General features: G+C 57.9%; 13 protein-coding genes. 11 read left to right on the top strand and 2 right to left on the bottom strand.

Annotation, left to right across the window (positions count from 1 at the left end; translation table 11 throughout):
* The first annotated feature begins 46 nt into the window (after positions 1-46).
* From HOP44_RS09500 to HOP44_RS09525, 6 genes are all read left to right on the top strand, one after another.
* Complete coding sequence (locus HOP44_RS09500) at positions 47-688, top strand: GNAT family N-acetyltransferase (protein ID WP_172252719.1); 642 nt, start codon at positions 47-49, stop codon at positions 686-688.
* A 156-nt stretch (positions 689-844) separates the two neighbouring features.
* The gene (locus tag HOP44_RS09505) at positions 845-1,975 is read left to right on the top strand and encodes a cobalamin-dependent protein (protein ID WP_172252721.1); all 1,131 of its coding nucleotides are present in this window, start codon (positions 845-847) and stop codon (positions 1,973-1,975) included.
* Positions 1,965-3,641 (top strand): ATP-binding protein, encoded by a 1,677-nt coding sequence (locus HOP44_RS09510; protein WP_172252723.1) that lies wholly within the window; start codon positions 1,965-1,967, stop codon positions 3,639-3,641. The genes HOP44_RS09505 and HOP44_RS09510 overlap by 11 nt, the downstream gene beginning before the upstream one ends.
* A gap of 73 nt (positions 3,642-3,714) precedes the next feature.
* A complete protein-coding gene (locus HOP44_RS09515; RefSeq protein WP_172252725.1) occupies positions 3,715-4,143 on the top strand; it encodes a GNAT family N-acetyltransferase in 429 nt (142 codons plus the stop codon).
* Between the two features lie 187 nt (positions 4,144-4,330).
* Positions 4,331-4,819 carry a MarR family winged helix-turn-helix transcriptional regulator gene (locus tag HOP44_RS09520; protein ID WP_172252727.1) on the top strand — a complete coding sequence of 163 codons (489 nt, stop codon included), beginning with the start codon at positions 4,331-4,333 and terminating at the stop codon, positions 4,817-4,819.
* Positions 4,816-7,956 (top strand): MMPL family transporter, encoded by a 3,141-nt coding sequence (locus tag HOP44_RS09525; RefSeq protein ID WP_172252729.1) that lies wholly within the window; start codon positions 4,816-4,818, stop codon positions 7,954-7,956. Before HOP44_RS09520 ends, HOP44_RS09525 begins: the two co-directional genes overlap by 4 nt.
* Positions 7,957-8,236: 280 nt before the next feature.
* Here the strand turns inward: HOP44_RS09525 and HOP44_RS09530 are convergent, their stop codons facing one another.
* Positions 8,237-10,246 (bottom strand): GTP-binding protein, encoded by a 2,010-nt coding sequence (locus HOP44_RS09530; protein WP_343059837.1) that lies wholly within the window; start codon positions 10,244-10,246, stop codon positions 8,237-8,239.
* Between the two features lie 298 nt (positions 10,247-10,544).
* Here HOP44_RS09530 and HOP44_RS09535 point away from each other — a divergent pair, with 298 nt between their 5' ends.
* The gene (locus tag HOP44_RS09535) at positions 10,545-12,215 is read left to right on the top strand and encodes a glycoside hydrolase family 13 protein (RefSeq protein ID WP_172252731.1); all 1,671 of its coding nucleotides are present in this window, start codon (positions 10,545-10,547) and stop codon (positions 12,213-12,215) included.
* Positions 12,216-12,399: 184 nt separating this feature from the next.
* Positions 12,400-12,735 carry a hypothetical protein gene (locus tag HOP44_RS09540; RefSeq protein ID WP_172252733.1) on the top strand — a complete coding sequence of 112 codons (336 nt, stop codon included), beginning with the start codon at positions 12,400-12,402 and terminating at the stop codon, positions 12,733-12,735.
* A 74-nt stretch (positions 12,736-12,809) separates the two neighbouring features.
* Here HOP44_RS09540 and HOP44_RS09545 read toward each other — a convergent pair whose 3' ends face one another.
* Complete coding sequence (locus HOP44_RS09545) at positions 12,810-14,837, bottom strand: beta-galactosidase (protein WP_172252735.1); 2,028 nt, start codon at positions 14,835-14,837, stop codon at positions 12,810-12,812.
* A gap of 123 nt (positions 14,838-14,960) precedes the next feature.
* Here HOP44_RS09545 and HOP44_RS09550 point away from each other — a divergent pair, with 123 nt between their 5' ends.
* The 3 genes from HOP44_RS09550 to HOP44_RS09560 all read left to right on the top strand — a co-directional run bounded on the left by HOP44_RS09550 (position 14,961) and on the right by HOP44_RS09560 (position 17,692).
* Positions 14,961-15,806, top strand: coding sequence for an AraC family transcriptional regulator (locus HOP44_RS09550; RefSeq protein ID WP_172252737.1), 846 nt, complete (start codon positions 14,961-14,963; stop codon positions 15,804-15,806).
* A 198-nt stretch (positions 15,807-16,004) separates the two neighbouring features.
* A complete protein-coding gene (locus HOP44_RS09555; RefSeq protein WP_172252739.1) occupies positions 16,005-16,658 on the top strand; it encodes an SGNH/GDSL hydrolase family protein in 654 nt (217 codons plus the stop codon).
* 131 nt (positions 16,659-16,789) lie between these two features.
* Entirely contained in the window at positions 16,790-17,692 is a 903-nt protein-coding gene (locus tag HOP44_RS09560; protein WP_172252741.1) for an SMP-30/gluconolactonase/LRE family protein, read from the top strand.
* The last annotated feature ends 36 nt before the right edge of the window (positions 17,693-17,728 follow it).

Below are 17,728 nucleotides of genomic sequence, written 5' to 3' on the forward strand. Positions count from 1 at the left end.
CGGAAGCGGCGCCGTACTTTCTCAGGAAATGAGGGAACTCTCTATAATGAACAGACCAAACGAAACAACATCCAACACTTCACAGCCGGTACAGGCAAACGGGGAACAAACGATTCTGGAAGGGGAGCGGGTACGCCTGCGCCCGGTGGCCCCTGCGGATTACCGCGAACTGTACGATCTCGAATATGCGGATGTCGACCGGGAATGGGCCGAATGGGATGCGCCCTATTACAAAGCGGAAGAAAGGCAGGAGACTTTTGAAGAATTTGTGCAGGGGTACGAGAAACAGCGCGCGCGAAATCTGCCCTGGGAACGCCGTCTGCTGGTCGAAACCCGGGAAGGCCTGATGCTTGGCGTTATTACTTCCTATTGGGAACATGAACCTTCCAACTGGCTGGAAACGGGGATTCTGCTGTATCGGTCCGGCACCTGGGGTCGGGGCTGCGGAACGGAAGCGCTCCGGCTGTATGTGGCTTATCTGTTCGAACGTCTTGACGTACCGAGGGTCGGCATTACCACCTGGTCGGGCAACGAGCGGATGATGCGCGCTGCGGCAAGAATCGGCATGCGGATCGAAGGAAGAATGCGCCGCTGCCGGATTGTGCGAGGAGAGCTGTACGATTCCATACGGATGGGCGTGCTGCGCGAAGAATGGGAAGCTTTATACGGATCGGCAGCCGATCGCTAATCGTTTGTCAAGTTGCGTATCTTTTCCCGGTATGGGAAGATGGACCCGAGGTTTTAACCGGGGATCGACGGACATACAAACCGGGAGGGATACGCGAATGACGCATCAAGGTCAAAATCTGCCGGCGTTTCCTTCCGCTGAAGCGGGGGGGTTGAAATGACGCTGCGAAAAGAAAAAATGCTGCTGGACGGAATAGACGGGCTTGCGCTTGAAGTCACGGAGCACCAATACAAGATTCAACCGGATCTGATGCAGCGCTACGGGAAGCCGGGATTCGAGAAGTCCCGCCGCGATACGATCTATACGCTGCATTATTTGGCCGAGAGCGTGCGGATGGACAGCCCGTCCCTGTTCGTGCATTATGTCGGGTGGCTCAAGCAGCTGCTGGCGGGTTACGGCTTGACCGAAGCCGATATCCGGACAAAGCTCGAGCTGATTCTTGACCGGGTAAGAGCTTCCGAGAAAGACGAATGGACAGACCGGACGATCCGGATTCTGGAAATGGGCATCGCGCGAACGGTCGAAGCGGGCGAAGTGCCTTCTTTTCTGAACAAAGAGCACCCGCTGGGAGCGGAAAGCCGGATGTATCTGGATGCGCTGCTGAGCGGCGACCGCGTGGGCGCCAATACGCTGATCGACCGACTGATCGAACGGGGAGAAAGTATCCGGGATATTTACCGGTATATTTTTCAGGCGTCCCAATACGAAGTCGGCCGTTTGTGGCAAACCCAACAGATCAGCGTGGCTGATGAGCATTACTGCACGGCCGCTACGCAGGGAACGATGTCGAGGCTGTATGCACGCTGGCTGGGCACCGAACGCGGGAGCCGAAAGGGTACGCTCGTATCGGCCTGCGTGGGCGGAGAAAAGCACGAAATCGGACTTCGGATGCTGACCGATGTGTTCGAGATGGAAAGGTGGGATACCCACTATCTCGGGACAAGTATCGACGAAGACAAGCTGATGGATCTGATCGCGCAGCGAAAAGCGGATATCGTGGCGCTGTCGGCCACCATGACGTTTCATGTGCGTCTAATGAAGAAACTGATCGCGAATCTGCGCGCCGACGAACGGACGGCCGATGCGCTCATTATGGTAGGAGGTCTTCCTTTCAACGTCGACCCTTTGTTATGGCAGCGCGTGGGGGCAGACGGATATGCTCCGGACGCCGAAAGAGCGCTTGCTGAGGCCGAGCGTCTGACCGCAAACCGCAGACGCCGGGAAAGGGTGCGGGGTCAGACGGGCGCGGCTGCGGAGGAAGAAGGAGGACAGGGGCTTGGAAGCTGAAGGACGGCGCGAAATCGAGCGCCTGCAGGCGCTCGTGGAAGGACTCAACGACCGGATCGTCCGCGGGCAGTTGAAGGAAGAACGGATACTGAACGATTTTTCGGAAATGAATAACGAGCTGGTCACGCTTCAGCGCCAGCTTGCCAAGAGCAACTGGGAGCTGCAGGAAGCCGTGCGGGAAGCCGAGAAAGCCAACGAAGCGAAAGACCGTTTCCTGGCCATGATCAGTCACGAATTCCGAACGCCCATGAATGCGATTCTCGGCATCACGGAGCTGCTGCGCGGCAGTGCGCTCGGCAGTCCGCAAAAAGCATGGACCGAGCTGATCGATGAGTCGGCGACCGAACTGCTCGGCATGGTCAACGATCTGCTGGACCTGTCCAAAAGCGAAGCGGGTGCCTTGGCCATCGAAGCCAAACCGTTTGATCCGAGAACGGTTGTCGCCCACGTGGCGGAACTGCTCAAGCCCAAAGTCGATGCCAAGCGCAATCGCCTCGATTACCGGATCGATCCTTCGATCGCCGCGACGCTGTACGGAGATCCGACCCGGCTGCGCCAGATTCTGATCAATCTCGTTCACAACGCGAATGCTTTTACGGAAGAAGGCGATATCCGGATCGACATACGCCGGGGAACGCAGGATGCCGAGAATGTCCGCTTTGAGATTCAAGACAGCGGGATCGGCATCTCGGAGGCGAATCTCTCCAAACTGTTCAAACCCTATTCGCAGACGGAAGCGGGCAAAGCCAAAGCCGGGACCGGACTTGGCCTGATGATCTGCAAATCGCTTGTCGATGCGATGAAAGGCGAGATCGGGGTGTTCAGCCGGGAAAATGCCGGCTCGACCTTCTGGTTCGAAGTGCAGCTTCCGCCGGTCGAAACACCGAATGCGTCGGGAGCTTCGCTGCACGCGCTCCCTTCGCTTGGAATGCCCGCGGCGGATATTCCGATTCTCGTCGCGGAAGACAATCCGATCAACAGCCGGGTGATCGGGATGCAGCTCAAGAAGCTGGGACTTGCGTCCGTGCAGGTCGTAAGCAGCGGTCAGGCCGCCGTCGAAGCGTTTCTCGACCGTTCTTATGCGCTCATTCTGATGGATAAGAGAATGCCGGTGATGGGCGGGATCGAAGCGACGCGGAGGATCCGCGAGCTGGAACGCGAAACCTCGCGCAGACCCGTTCCGATTGTCGCCCTGACGGGGGATTCGGTCGGCAGCGAACGGGAAGCCTGTCTGGAAGCCGGCATGAACGATTTTCTGGGCAAGCCGGTCAATCTGGAAACGCTGGGAGCCATGCTGCAAAAATGGATCCCGAAAGAAGCCGAGCCGATCCTTGATCTTGACGTTGTGCAGGAGCTGGTCGGTCTTGACGAAGGCGAAGAGCCGGAAATTCTCCGCGCGCTGCTGGAAGTATACGAGCAGGAGACGCCGGGGAAACTTGAACGCCTGGAAGAATGGGTATTGGCCGGAGCCTGCGAGCAGGGGATAAGAGCCGCCCACAACCTGAAGTCCGGCAGCCTGAGTCTGGGCGTGAACCATTTCTCCCGTATGCTGGAACGGATCGAACAGGCGCTTCGGCAGGACTGCATACAAGAAGCAAAAGACGTGCTGCCGAAGCTGCAGGGTGCTTACCAAGCCGCCTGCGCGGAACTGCGCCGGTTTGCCTGAACGCCGGGCAGACCGGTTGTTTCGTCTGGGGCGCCGTCCCTACACCGGGAAGTTACAAGAAGAGGAGATCAATATGCTGCAATCGGTAAAAGAACAAGCGCGCGACCCGAGAGTCGCCGCACTGCTGGAACTGTCGGTTTTTCCCGATCCGGAACATGCGGAGCGGGCGATTGCCTTCTATGAACAAGAGAAGGATGCGGAGCTGCTCGCTTATATTGAAAAAGGTGAAATGCTGGGCATCATCGGCTTCAGACCCGGCTCCGACAACGAATTGACGATTACGCATCTGGCTGTCGATCCCGGCAGCCGCGGCCTCGGATACGGACGCGGCATGCTGCTCGAGCTCATGGTGCGCGAACGTCCGGAACGCGTTGTCGTGGAAACCGACGAGGAAGCGGTAGACTTCTACCGCAGTGTCGGATTTTCCGTCATGAGCCTGGGGATAAGCGCATCGGGACTCGAACGGTTTCGCTGCCTATACGAGACGGAAGACGAAGAATAGTTTCCTTATGTTCAATAAAGCCTTTTCCTTAAGGGGAAAAGGCTTTTTGCATACCCGGATCCCGCGCGGCGCCGGGTTGACAGCCATAGTCCAAACCTTTATAGTTTCATTGTCGAACAATTTCATTATCGAACTGTTTTGTATCGTTAATCGGACCCGCTTCGCATACGCAAAGGAGGAGTAAAGGATGGACGAACGGATTCGCAAAAATCCCGAACCGCCGGCCGTGGACGCCAAAAAGCTGATCAACCGGTTTCTGGAATCCTGGCTGACCATCGAACGGGAGATGGGATTGGTCGTGCGCAGACAAATGCAGGAAGACTTGACGAACGATCAGTATTATCTGCTTCAACACATTATGCAGTGCGGTCCCCGAACCTCGTCGGAACTGGCCGAAACGTTCAAAGTGGTCAAAAGCACCATTACCGCGATCGTAACGAGGTTGGTGGACCGAGGCTTGATCGAGCGTACGCGCAGCGAAGAAGACCGCCGGGAAGTGTATTTGTCGTTAACCGAGCACGGACAGCGAATCGCCGAGCAGGTCGAGCGGCGCATCTCGGAATCGGTCGGCGGCTATTTGAGTCATTTTGAACAAAAAGAAATCGAAATGGTCATGTCGGCATTCGAAAAGCTGGCCCGACTGGTCATCGAAGACGGAGGCAGAGAGAAAGAATGAGAACCATACTGAAAGCCAGATGGCTGGTCCTGCTGATATGGATCGCGGCAGCGGTCGGATTGTTCCTGACGGCGCCGTCGATGTCGGATCTGGTTCGGGAAAAAGGCGGAATTTCCGTACCCGAAGGCTACACGTCGACCGAAGCTTCGGCGATTCTCCGCGAGCTGGCCGCCCAGGAAGGCGGGGCGGAAGGAACGACGATCGCGCTTGTGTTCCATAATCCCGACGGTTTGACCGCCGCGGAGAAGAAGCAGGCCGAAGAGGCCGTAAACGCAGTCGAGAAAAACAAAAAAAATCTGCATGTCACGTCGATTCTCAGTCCGTTTGAACAGCCGGAGCTGGAAGAGCAGATGATTTCGGCCAACGGGCAGACCATTCTCGTTTCGCTCACCGCCGAAGTGGCGGAAGGCGAAGCGGCCGAAGTCCAGAGCGGACTGGAAGAAACGCTGGCTCCTTACGAAGTCGCGCATTATCTGACGGGCCAATCGCTGATCAACGAAGATACGGTGCGCAGTTCGGAAGAAGGCTTGAAAAAGTCGGAGTATATTACCGTCGTCTTTATCCTGCTGATTCTGGTGCTGGTGTTCCGGTCGGTCGTGGCGCCGTTTGTACCGCTGCTGACCGTAGGACTCAGCTATATCGTTTCCCAGAGTATCGTTTCGTTCCTCGTAGACCGATTCGATTTCCCTTTGTCGAACTTTACGCAGATCTTTATGGTCGCCGTGATGTTCGGGATCGGAACGGACTACTGTATTCTGCTCATCAGCCGTTTCAAGGAAGAGATGGGACATACCGACAACAAATGGGACGCGATCGTCGAAACGTACCGTACCGCGGGACGCACCGTCATCGTATCGGGACTTGCGGTACTGGTCGGCTTCGCGGCAATCGGTTTGTCGCAGTTCATGCTGTACCGCTCCGCCGTGGCGGTTGCCGTCGGTATCGCGGTCATGCTGCTGGCGATGGTGACGATCGTGCCGTTCTTTATGGCGGTACTCGGACAAAAGCTGTTCTGGCCTTCGCGCAAAGCGATCGGCCACAGCGAAAACCGGCTGTGGGGCTGGGCGGGCCGCTTCTCGATGAAACGGCCGTGGGCGGCGATGCTGATCGTGCTGGCCGTGACGCTGCCTTTCCTGCTGACGTACAGCGGCAAGCTGTCGTTCAACAGTCTGGAAGAAATCCCGGGCAACTACGAATCGGTGCAGGGTTTCAACATTATTGCGGACAGCTTCGGCGCGGGACAGGCGATGCCGGCCAAAATCGTGATCCAAAACGATCAGAAAATGGATAACGCCGAATATGTCGCAATCGCCGAACGGATCAGCCGCGAGGTATCGAAAGTGGACGGCGTGGACAGCGTACGCAGCGCAAGCCGTCCGACCGGCGAAGAAATTTCGGACTTCAGCGTGGCCGATCAGGCCGGGACGCTGAAGGAAGGACTGGGCGAAGCCGGAGACGGGCTGACCAAGATCCAAGACGGATTGTCCGATGCGAGCAAACAGCTGAGCGACAATGCGCCGCAGATCCGGAAAGCCGCAGACGGAGCGAACGAGCTGGTCAGCGGTACGGAAGAGCTGAAGACCGGCGTAACACAGCTCGGCGACGGCTTGGCGCAGATCGAGACGGGTATCCGATCCGGCGCTTCCGGCGCGGGCGACCTGCAGGCGGGACTTGCGCAGATGAAAGCAAGCGCGCAGCAGTTGGCCGACGCGCACGCCCAGCTGCTGAGCGGGTATCAGCAGGTAGGTACGGGCCTCACGGCGCTTGACGGCGGCATGTCCCAAATCGGCAACCAGCTGAACGCTTTGTCCGGCGCGCTTGCGGGTGTTCAGAGCCGCTTCGGCAGCCTGGAACAGAAATTCCCGGCACTGCTGCAGGACGCCGATTATCTGACGATCCGCGGCACGGTTACCCAGACCGGCCAGGGAGCTGCGGCACTGGCCGACGCTTTCGGCCAGGTACAGGGTCAGGTGGCGCAGGTCGCGGCCGGAATCGGGCAGGCCAATCAGGGATACGCGCAGGCGATCGACGGTCAGAACCAATTGACGGGCGGCTTCGATCAGTTGATCGCGGGTATCGAACAGCTGCAAAGCGGCCTGAACCAGGCTGCCGACGGCCAGGGAGAGATCGTCGGACAGGTACCGTCGATTACCGGCGGGCTGGATCAGCTGCAGGGCGGACAAGAGCAGTTGGGGCAGGGCTTCCTCGATTTGTCCGATCAGCTGACGCAGCTGACGGACGGACTCGATCAAAGCATCGACGGTCTCAAAAAAGTCGGAGACGGCCTCGGTTCGGCGGAAGACTATCTGACGCAGCTGCAGGAAAATTCCGACTCCGAGCTGGGCGGTTGGTTTATTCCCCAGGAAGCGCTGGAGAATGAAGATTTCCAGCAGGTTTTCGACAATTACATGTCCAAAGACCGCAAGATCATGACGCTTGACGTGGTGCTGACGGACAATCCGTACAGCACCGAAGCGCTGGCCAAAGTCGACGATATCCGCGCCGCGGTCGACCGCGGCACACAGGACACGGCACTGGAACAGGCCGATGTGGCAATCAGCGGCGTGACGAGTACATTTGCCGATCTGCAGACCGTATCCAATGCGGATTACAGCCGTACCGTATACTTGATGATGGGGGGGATCCTGATCATTCTGATTCTGCTGCTGCGCTCGATCATCATGCCGCTGTACCTGATGCTCTCGCTGTTCGTAACGTATTACGCCGCTCTGGGCGTAACGGAAGCGATCTTCGTGAACATGCTCGGCTATTCGGGGATCACGTGGACGACGCCGTTCTTCGGCTTCGTTATGCTGATTGCACTCGGGGTCGATTACAGCATCTTCCTGATGGACCGTTTCAACGAACACCGCGACCTCGATCCGAAAGAAGCGATTGTGCACGCCATGCGCAATATGGGAACGGTCATCTTGTCGGCCGTCTTGATTCTGAGCGGAACGTTCGCTTCGATGATTCCGTCCGGCGTGCTCTCGATGATGCAGATCGCCACGGTCGTATTGGCGGGACTTGTGATCTATGCCCTGTTCATGCTGCCATTCTTCGTGCCTGTCATGGTCAAGACGTTCGGCAAAGCCAACTGGTGGCCGTTTCGGATGAAGGAAGACGGGGAAAGATAGAAGACTTGGAAACGGGGATTTAAAACCCGGACAAATCAGAGCGTACTTCCCTGTGAAGGATAAGAGTAATAAAGAGCCGCTTCCCCGGCATAGGGGAGCGGCTCTTTTTGATTTACGGAACAGTGGACGAAAACTTCCAGGCAGGTTTTCGCCGCACCAACGGGGAACCGATGCATAGGCATTCGCCGCCCCCGCCTGCAGTCTCTACATCCAGTCTCTACCTCCAATCTCCGCCCGGCTCTCCTGCCAACGCTTTAACAGCCTTTCCTGCCGATTCCATCTACAAAGCTCCTCTCGCGCTCAGGATATACTCCGCTTCATCCAGCGGATTGACGCCGACTCGCCGGCGTGAAGCTTCGGTGCCGGGAGGAGCTTCCCGATAACCGTCGAAAGAAGCGGTCAGTATGCCTTTTCCCGAAGTGAAAGAGCGCAGCTCGACGGCGTAGTCCAGCGAAGTGGCCGCCGGAATCCGCCCTTCGATGAAGAATCGTTCGCCTTCGGCGAAAGGAGGGTCGAATTCCGCGCGCATACGGGACAAATCGCTAAGAACGCGGCCCGCATTGGCTTCGGGCACCGAAACGCGAAAGCGCAGGACAGGCTCAAGCAGCTTGGTGCCGCCGGAGGCCAAGGCATTCATGATGCCCATCGGCGTCGCGACCACGAAGTCGAGCGGGTGCGTATGCCAGACGTGACTCTGGCCGTAAGTCAGCGTAACGATCAGATCGGTGACCTGCCAACCGGACAATCCCTGCTTGAGCGCTTCCGGAACGCGGCGGCGGACCTCGTTTTGATAAGACGGCAGGATATCGTCGGCGCGGGCAAGCGAACGGTAGACCAGCCCGCTGCCGCGTTCGCCCGGCTCGACGGTGAAGTGCAGGATCGCCCAGCACGGTTTGGGGGCGAGATAGGCGACGCGTCCTTCGCAGAGCTGCGCCGGTGTTTCCTGGTAGATTACGGCCGGAGGACCGAAGTCGACGTTCAGGCCGAAGCGCGAGCGCAGGGTGCTTCCGAGCACTTCGAGCTGAATAGCGCCCATCATGCGCACATGGAGTTCGCGCAGTTCGGGCATCCAGGCCAAGCCGAGGAGAGGATCTTCATCCGTCAGTTCGCGCAGCGCTTCGGCGGTGCGCGTATAATCGGTATCGTTTTCGGGAAGGACCCGGGCCGTCAGCAGCGGCACAGCGAGCTGGGGCGTTTTCGGAACAAGCGCCGGATCGCCGATCATATCGCCGATCGCCGCTTCGCTTAGGCCGTACACGGCGGCGACATCGCCGGCCGAGATCTCGCCGGCATCGATTTTTTTCAAGCCGTCGAGGATCCGGATTTGAGTGATCTTCTCTTCGTTCTCCCGGCCGTGTATCCGCACGATATCGCGGTTGCGCAAGCTTCCGCCGTACAGGCGAATCCAGACGGCGCGTCCCATCGCGCGATCCCGCTCGACTTTGAACACGATGCCCGCAAGATCCGGCCTGGGCGCGGGAGCAGGCAGGAAAGCCAGCATCGCATCGAGCAGCTCCTCAATGCCGACTCCGCGCTGCGAGCATCCGCAGCACACCGGGAAGACCCGGCTGGCGGCGGTTCCTTCCGCAATCCTGCTCGCTGTCTCGCCGGCATCCGGAATATCGCCTTCGACGTAGCGAAGCAGCAGCTCCTCGTCGAACTCGGCCAGTTTTTCGGCCGCGGCGGTGCGGAACGCCAAATCTTCGTTTTGCGCAGGAGCAGCAGAGCCGGCATCGTGTGCCCATAACGTCTCGGTTCCGGTAAAAGCCCCGTCTTCGCCATACAACGGCCGCTGCACCGGCAGTGCCGACGGAGACAGCAGACGGGCGATTTCGCCAAGCGTCCGCTCGAATGAAGCTCCGATCCGGTCAAGCTTGTTGATGTAGATCAAAGTCGGCACGTCCAGCAGGCGAAGCGCCTGCCACAGCACTTCCGTCTGGGCTTGTACGCCCTCGGCGGCGGATACGATCAGTACGGCGCCGTCCATCACGCCAAGCGTGCGCTCCACCTCGGCCAGGAAATCGGCGTGACCGGGCGTATCGATCAAGTTGAACCGCGTTCCTTTCCAGGTCAGCGACACGGAAGCCGCTTTTACGGAGATCCCGCGTTCTCGCTCTACATCAAGCGAGTCGGTAGAGGCGGTGCCTTCGTCGACGCTGCCGGCCGTGCGGATACTTCCGCTGCGCTGCAGCATGTATTCGGTTGTCGTCGTCTTGCCCGCATCGATATGGGCAAAGACTCCGATATTTCGGACTTCGGAATAAACGCTTGAGATAGGAAACCCCTCGATTCTGTCAAAGTTGGATGCCGGATAACCGCTGTGGTTCGGAGTCTTTATTGTACCACGGCGGCGGCCTGTGGCGTCGGTTCGCCGCCCGGAAGCTTGGATACAACCGGCAGTCGCGTCATAAGCGTTTTCGGTTCGTGCGAAGATTAAGAGGAAGATCTGCCCGTTTAGGCACCGAATGTTTAAAGTCTGCCATTGGGCCGCTCAATCTTCCGCTTTCTGGGTAAATGGGTAAAGACGAAGGTTGTCCGCCCGAAAACGGGCAGCCGGCGATAGCGAATACCGGGAGGAATGAACGCGCATGGAACGTACATTTTGGAAAGAAGCCGTTGTGTATCAGATCTACCCGCGCAGCTTCATGGACAGCGACGGAGACGGGGTAGGCGACCTGCGGGGCATTATCTTGAAGCTCGATTATCTCAAGGAGCTTGGCGTGGATGTCATCTGGCTGTCGCCGGTATACAAATCGCCCAACGACGACAACGGGTACGATATCAGCGACTACGAAGACATCATGGACGAATTCGGCACGATGGCGGACTGGGAAGAGCTGCTTGCGGGTCTGCACGAGCGCGGAATCAAACTGATGATGGACCTGGTCGTCAACCATACGTCGGACGAGCATGCGTGGTTCGTGGAATCGCGGAAGAACGCCGACGGCGAATACAGCGACTACTATATTTGGCGCGACGCGGCTCCGGACGGCGGCATTCCGAACAACTGGGAGTCTTTTTTCAGCGGCCCGGTATGGGAATACGACGAGCAGCGCGGACAATATTACCTGCACCTTTTTTCCAAAAAACAGCCGGACCTCAACTGGGAGAACGAGCGGGTGCGCACGGCCGTGTACGACATGATGAAATTCTGGCTCGACAAAGGCGTGGACGGCTTCCGGATGGACGTCATCAATCTGATCTCCAAAGTGGAAGGCCTGCCTTCGAACGGAACCGCTCCGATCGCGGACGGCAGTATGTACTACGTGGACGGACCGCGCATCCATGAGTTTTTGCAGGAAATGAACCGGGAAGTGCTGTCGAAGTACGACGTCATGACGGTCGGCGAGATGCCGGGCGTAACGGTCGAAGAAGCCAAAAAATACACGGCGGAAGAACGCGGCGAGCTGCAGATGGTGTTCCAGTTCGAGCATATGCGTCTGGACGGCGGACCGGGCGGCAAATGGGACATCGTGCCTTGGAAGCTGCCGCAGTTCAAAGCCGTCATGGACAAATGGCAGGTCGGACTGGCGGAAAAAGGCTGGAACAGCCTGTACCTCAACAACCACGATCAGCCGCGCATGGTGTCGAGGTTCGGCAATGACGGCGAATACCGCGTTCAATCGTCCAAACTGCTCGCCACGCTGCTGCATACGCTGCGGGGAACGCCTTACGTCTATCAGGGCGAAGAACTCGGTATGACCAACGTCAAGTTCCCGATGATCGACGACTACAAAGACATCGAGAGCCTGAACATGTATAACGAGCACGTCACGCACGGCGGAGCCGATCCCGGCACGGTGATGGAGGCGATCCAGACGAGAGGACGCGACAATGCCCGTACGCCGGTGCAGTGGGACGACAGCGATTATGCGGGCTTTACGACCGGCACGCCGTGGATCGGGGTCAACCCGAATTACAAGACGATCAATGCCAAGCAGCAGCTGGACGATCCCGATTCCGTGTTCCATTATTACAAGAAGCTGATCGCGCTGCGAAAAGAACACCAAATCATGACGTACGGCGATTACGAGCTGTTGCTGCCGGATCACGAGACGCTGTATGTGTATACGCGTACGCTCGGCGAAGAAACCTGGCTGATCGCGCTTAACTTCTCTACGGAATCCACTCCGTTCGAATGGCCGGCCGGATTGGCGGACCGTGAAGCTTCGCTGATTGTCGGAAACTACGGCGATGACGAAGCGGGTCTTGGAACATGGCGTCCTTACGAAGCGAGAGTCTATACACTCCAACCCTAAGGGACGAACCAAGCCCGATCGGCGAAAACAGAACGTTTGAATAACGAAATCGGATCAAGAAGCGGTGGGGCTGGCAGATGGACGGAAGAGACGGAAACGACGGGAATGGCAGCAGGGAAATCGAAGACGGTTTGCCGAAAAGCCGGAAAAGCTTGTTTCGGCGGGAGAAGGGCGGGACGATCGGGTGCTCGATCCGCGTGGCCGCTACCCGGAAAGCCGCAGTCCGGGAGAGCGCGGCGGGCAGGCGGACAGCCGGCATACGCCAAGCGGATTGCCGCCGTGGTTCGGCGTGTGGATTCATCCGCGCCTTGTGGCGCGGGACTTCATCTATTCATCCAAACCGCTGCGCGGCGCGCTGCTTCTGGCACTGCTCGCCGGCAGGGAGAACTTTACGTCTCTGACGCCGAATTTGGAAGGCAGCGCCGTACGCAGTCTGCTGTATCTGGGCGTGCTGCTGCTGATCATGATCGCTGTCGTGACCGCTGTGGCGCTGGTATCGGGCACTGCACTTGGGGCCTGATCCTGCTCTTTTCGCTGACATCAAAAACGTCCGCGCATCCTTGGTGGATGAGCGGACGTTTTATGATAGAGGTCTTACTTAATCGGACTCAAAATCTGTACGTCGCGTCCCGCGATGACGGTCGAACCGCTCAGCGCGTCGCCGTTTAACAGATTGGTACAGCTGCCGCCGAGCTCGTATGTGGAGGCTTCGGCATTGTGATTCATGACGAAGAGGAATTCCTCGCCGTCCTTGACCCGCTTGGTCACTTCGACGCCTTCCGGCGTATCCAGCAGCGGCTCAACGCCTTTGTCTACGCAGAGCTGCGCCAGCAGTCCGTCCAGGAAAGACTGCTCGGGATCCGAAGCGACATAATAGGCTTGTCCTTCGCCGTAAGCGTTGCGCGTGAGGACCGGCATGCCTTGGTAGAAATCTTCGCCGTATTCGGCCAGCGTCTCCGCGCCTTCCGTATGCAGCAGATCGCACAGCATCCCGCATTCGTATTGTCCGTTCAGTCCGCCGAATTCGCCGTTTACGACAATCTTGTTGCGCATATCCGGGAACAGCGCGTCGGTTTCTTCCACCCAGATTCCGAGCAGCTTGCGCAGCTCGCCCGGGTAGCCGCCGGTTGTGACCAGATCCGACTCGTTGACGATCCCGCTGAAGAACGTCGTCAGGAAGGTGCCGCCGTTTTTGACGAAAGTCTCCAGCTGATCGGCCGTGCCCGGTTTGACCATGTACAGCACCGGAGCGACGAGAACGTCATATTTGCCGAAATCGGAGTCGACGCCGACGATATCTACCTGCACGTTGCGGTCGTAGAACGATTTGTAATATTTGTGGATCTGATCGACGTAATTCAGCGCAACCGTCGGTCCGCTGGATTTCTCGACGGCCCACCAGTTTTCCCAATCGAACAAGATGGCGACTTTGGCCGGGAGGCGCGAATCGAGCAGGCGGTCGCCCAGATCGCCCAGTTCGCGTCCGAGTTCGGACACTTCGCGGAAGACGCGGGTATTCTCGTGGCCGACATGTTCGATCACGGCGCCGTGGTATTTCTCGCATGCGCCGACAGAGCGTCGCAGCTGGAAGAACATGACCGTGTCCGCGCCGTGCGCCACCGCTTGGTAGCTCCACAGACGCATGACGCCCGGACGCTTCAGCGAATTGTACGGCTGCCAGTTCTGTTGGCTCGGCGTCTGTTCCATCAGCATGAACGGATCGCCGCCCTTAAGGCCGCGCATCAGGTCGTGAGCCATGGCCGTGTAGCTGACCGGTGTCTGCAGCCCCGGATAGTTGTCCCAGGAGACGATATCCAATTCTTTGGCCCATTTGAAGTAATCAAGCTGCTTGAAAAAGCCCATAAGGTTGGTGGTGATGACCGAATCGGGAATATTTTTCTTGATGACGGCATGCTCCAGCTTATAGCATTCCAGCATGCTGTCGGAGTTAAAGCGCGAGTAATCCAGCGAGATTCCCTGAAACGTGGAGTTGTTCTCGCCCCAATGTTCGCTCAGATTGTTCGGCAGCACGATCTCGTCCCAGTCGTAGAAGGTGTGGCCCCAGAAGTTGGTGTTCCAGGCACGGTTCAGCTTGTCCAGCGTGCCGTAGCGCTCCCGCAGCCAGACGCGGAACGCTTTCTCGCAGTTGTCGCAGTAGCAGTCGCCGCCGAATTCGTTCGAGACATGCCAGACGATGACCGCCGGGTGGTCTTTGTAGCGCTGGGCAAGCTTTTCCGCGATCCGGACCGCATACTTGCGATAGGTCGGGCTGTTCGGGCAGGAGTTGTGGCGTCCGCCGAATTTGCGTTTGCGGCCGTCCGCGTCGGTACGCAGTACATCCGGGTAACGTTTGGCCATCCAGGCCGGATGCGCGGCCGTGCTCGTGGCCAGGCATACATAAGTGCCGTTTGCGTGCAGGCTGTCGATCAGTTCGTCGAGCCAGGCAAAGTTGTAAGTGGCTTCGTCGGGCTGGCTCAGTGCCCAGGCAAATACGTTGACCGTCGCGATATCGATCCCGGCCAATTTGAACATGCGCAGGTCTTCGCGATGCGTGGCTTCGTCCCATTGTTCCGGGTTGTAATCGCCGCCGTAAAAGATTTTGGGAAGTTTGCTGCTGATCATTAAAAATCACCTCAACATATAAGAATAATTCTATATTAATCTACGTAAATATATTATAAAATATAATAAAAAGGGATTATCGTATAAGAAAAAAGAAATATTCGGTTTAAAGGGGATACGGGGATGGATAGCGCTTACAGACGATATTTGACGGAACGACGTTATTTTACGGAAATCAAGGATCTGCCTTTGCCCGTGTACATGGAAAGCATCGGTTACAATCCGTATCAGGAAGCCATTTCCCGCCCCGACGGTTATCCCTGTTACCACTGGCTGCAGACGGCGGGCGGAAAAGGCGAAATCTCGATGGGCGGAGCGAAGTACGTGCTGGAAGCGGACTCTGGAATCCTGCTGCTCTCCGGCGAAAGTCATTCCTACCGGCCGATTGAAGGCACATGGGATACGTTCTACATGACGTTTGGAGGTCCTCAGGCGGGTGCCATACTCGGTACGTTGGGTCTGCCGGTTTCTTCCTATTACGGATGGGACAAAGGCGCCGAGCTCGGCGGATTTCTTCCGTCCCTGCTGGGTACGATCGACAGCGAACGGGATTTGTCGGGTTTGAACTTTTCGGTGGAAGTTTACCGGTTTCTCACGCTGCTCAAAAAGGACGGGAGAGTCAACCGTCTTCCTTCGCTGTCGAATTCCGTTCGGCGCCTCGCTCCGGTGCTCGAATTTCTCGACCGGCACTACGCGGATTCGGATATCGGCCTGGAAGATATGGCGCGGCGGGCGGATATCACTCCGCGGCATCTCAATACGCTGTTCAAGCAGGCTTTTGGTATGACGGCGTACGCCTATCTGATTCTGCTGCGGCTGCGCAAGTCCAAAGAAATGATGACGCTGCACCCCCGCATGACGGTCAAGGAAGTCTCGGGACTGGTCGGCTTCCGGGACGCCAGCCACTTTGTGGCCACTTTCCGCAAACAGGAAGGCGTAACGCCGGAGCAGTTCCGGACGCTGCATTGACCTTCGCAAAGAAAATAGATCGGCCGATTCGGCGGCAAACAGGAATTTACGGAAACGATCGCGAATGTTTGAGGGAAAGAAGCGGGCAGCCTGCAAGGCGAATAAGGTTTCCGTTTACCCCGCTTTACGGCTTCAGACAGCTTCGCGCTGAACGAATACGCGGCAGAGCCGCGTCTACTTAAGGAGATGGAACCTGGTATGAAATTGAATCGAAACGACAAACTGCTCCTGATCGGAGACTCGGTCACCGACGCCGGCCGGTCTCATCCGGTCGGTTACGGAAACGGTCTCGGAAACGGATATCCCGCTTTGGTCGACGCCCTGCTGCGCACCGGATACCCGGAGCTGAATACGCTTGTGCTGAACACGGGCATCGGAGGAGATACGGTCCGCCATCTCAAGAAACGCTGGCAGCGCGACGTGCTCGATCTGAAGCCCGACTGGCTGTCGATCATGATCGGCATCAACGACGTTTGGCGGCAGTTCGACACGCCGGAAGAAATCGAGCCTTTTGTCACGCTGGAAGAATATGAAGCGACGCTGCGCGAACTGCTGGATGCCGTGCAGCCCGGACTCAAAGGGTTGATCCTCATGACTCCGTACTATATGAGCGGCCAGGAAGACCCGATGCGTTCCCGGATGGACCGCTACGGGGCGGTAGTCAAACGTCTGGCCGGCGATTACGGCGCCGAACTGGTCGATACCCAGGCGGCGTTCGACCGGATGGGACATTACCGGATCCAGTCTTCGCTGTCGAACGGCTGGGACCATGTGCATCCGAATACGGCCGGTCATATGCTGATCGCCCGCGGCCTGCTGAATGCGCTCGATTTCGAGTGGGATAACAAATAGGAAGACGGGCGGCCCGCCAAGAAGACCGGGAAAAGTCACAACCCGTACAAAATGGGTAATGATACGGCGGAAGCCGCGAATGCCGCGGCCGAGTCACGAACAGCAATCCGCGAGGCGGAAGGAGCAGCGATATGAGCGAACTGAAAGGCATCAAACCCGAACCGGTTTCCGATTACCGGGCGGTGTTGGGAGAAGGTCCGAACTGGATGGAGAACAAACAGACCCTGATGTGGATCGATATCGAGGGCAAACAGCTGCGTTTCTACAACCCGGAAGACGGGAGCGAAGAAGTCTACGAACTGCCGGAAAGAGCCGGCGCCGCTGTCGGACACTCGGACGACAGAGTCGTATTGGCTTCGGAAAGCGGTTTTGCTTTTTATGATCTCAATACCCGCCAGTTGAACCGGATCCACGATCCCGAGCATCGGGAAGACAACCGCTTTAACGACGGCAAGTGCGATGCGGCAGGCCGGTTCTGGGCCGGTACGATGAGTTTGGTCGGCAAGGAAGAGCAGGGCGCTTTCTACCGGATGGACGGCGATCTGACCGTGCATCGGCTGTTCGGGAACGTATCCACGTCGAACGGATTGGGGTGGAGCCCCGACGGAACGGTACTGTATTACATCGATACGGGTACGCGTCAGGTACAGGCCTTCGGATTCGACGTCGAAAAAGGCGAAATCGGTTCGGCGCGCAGCGTCGTTTCTTTCGAACACGAAGAAGGTTGGCCGGACGGGATGGCGGTGGATGCCGACGGCGATCTGTGGATCGCGCATTACGGCGGCGGCCGGGTCAGCAAATGGGATCCGGTAGCGGGAATCAAACTCGGCGAGATCCTTCTGCCCGTCGACAACGTCACCTGCTGCGCTTTTGGAGGAGCCGATTACGGCGATCTGTATATTACGACCGCTGCCGACGGATTGTCCGACGAGCAGAAAGCGCAGCAGCCGCTGGCCGGCGCGCTCTTTGTCTGCCGTCCGGGTCCGAAAGGCCAGCCGGCGCATCGGTTCCGTCAAACGGAAGACGCGCAGTAAACCATCCAGACCGCGATCCGTACCCCAAGGGGAACG

Origin of the sequence: Saccharibacillus deserti (assembly GCF_013618475.1) — a bacterium.
GTDB classification, from domain to species: Bacteria; Bacillota; Bacilli; order Paenibacillales; family Paenibacillaceae; genus Saccharibacillus; species Saccharibacillus deserti.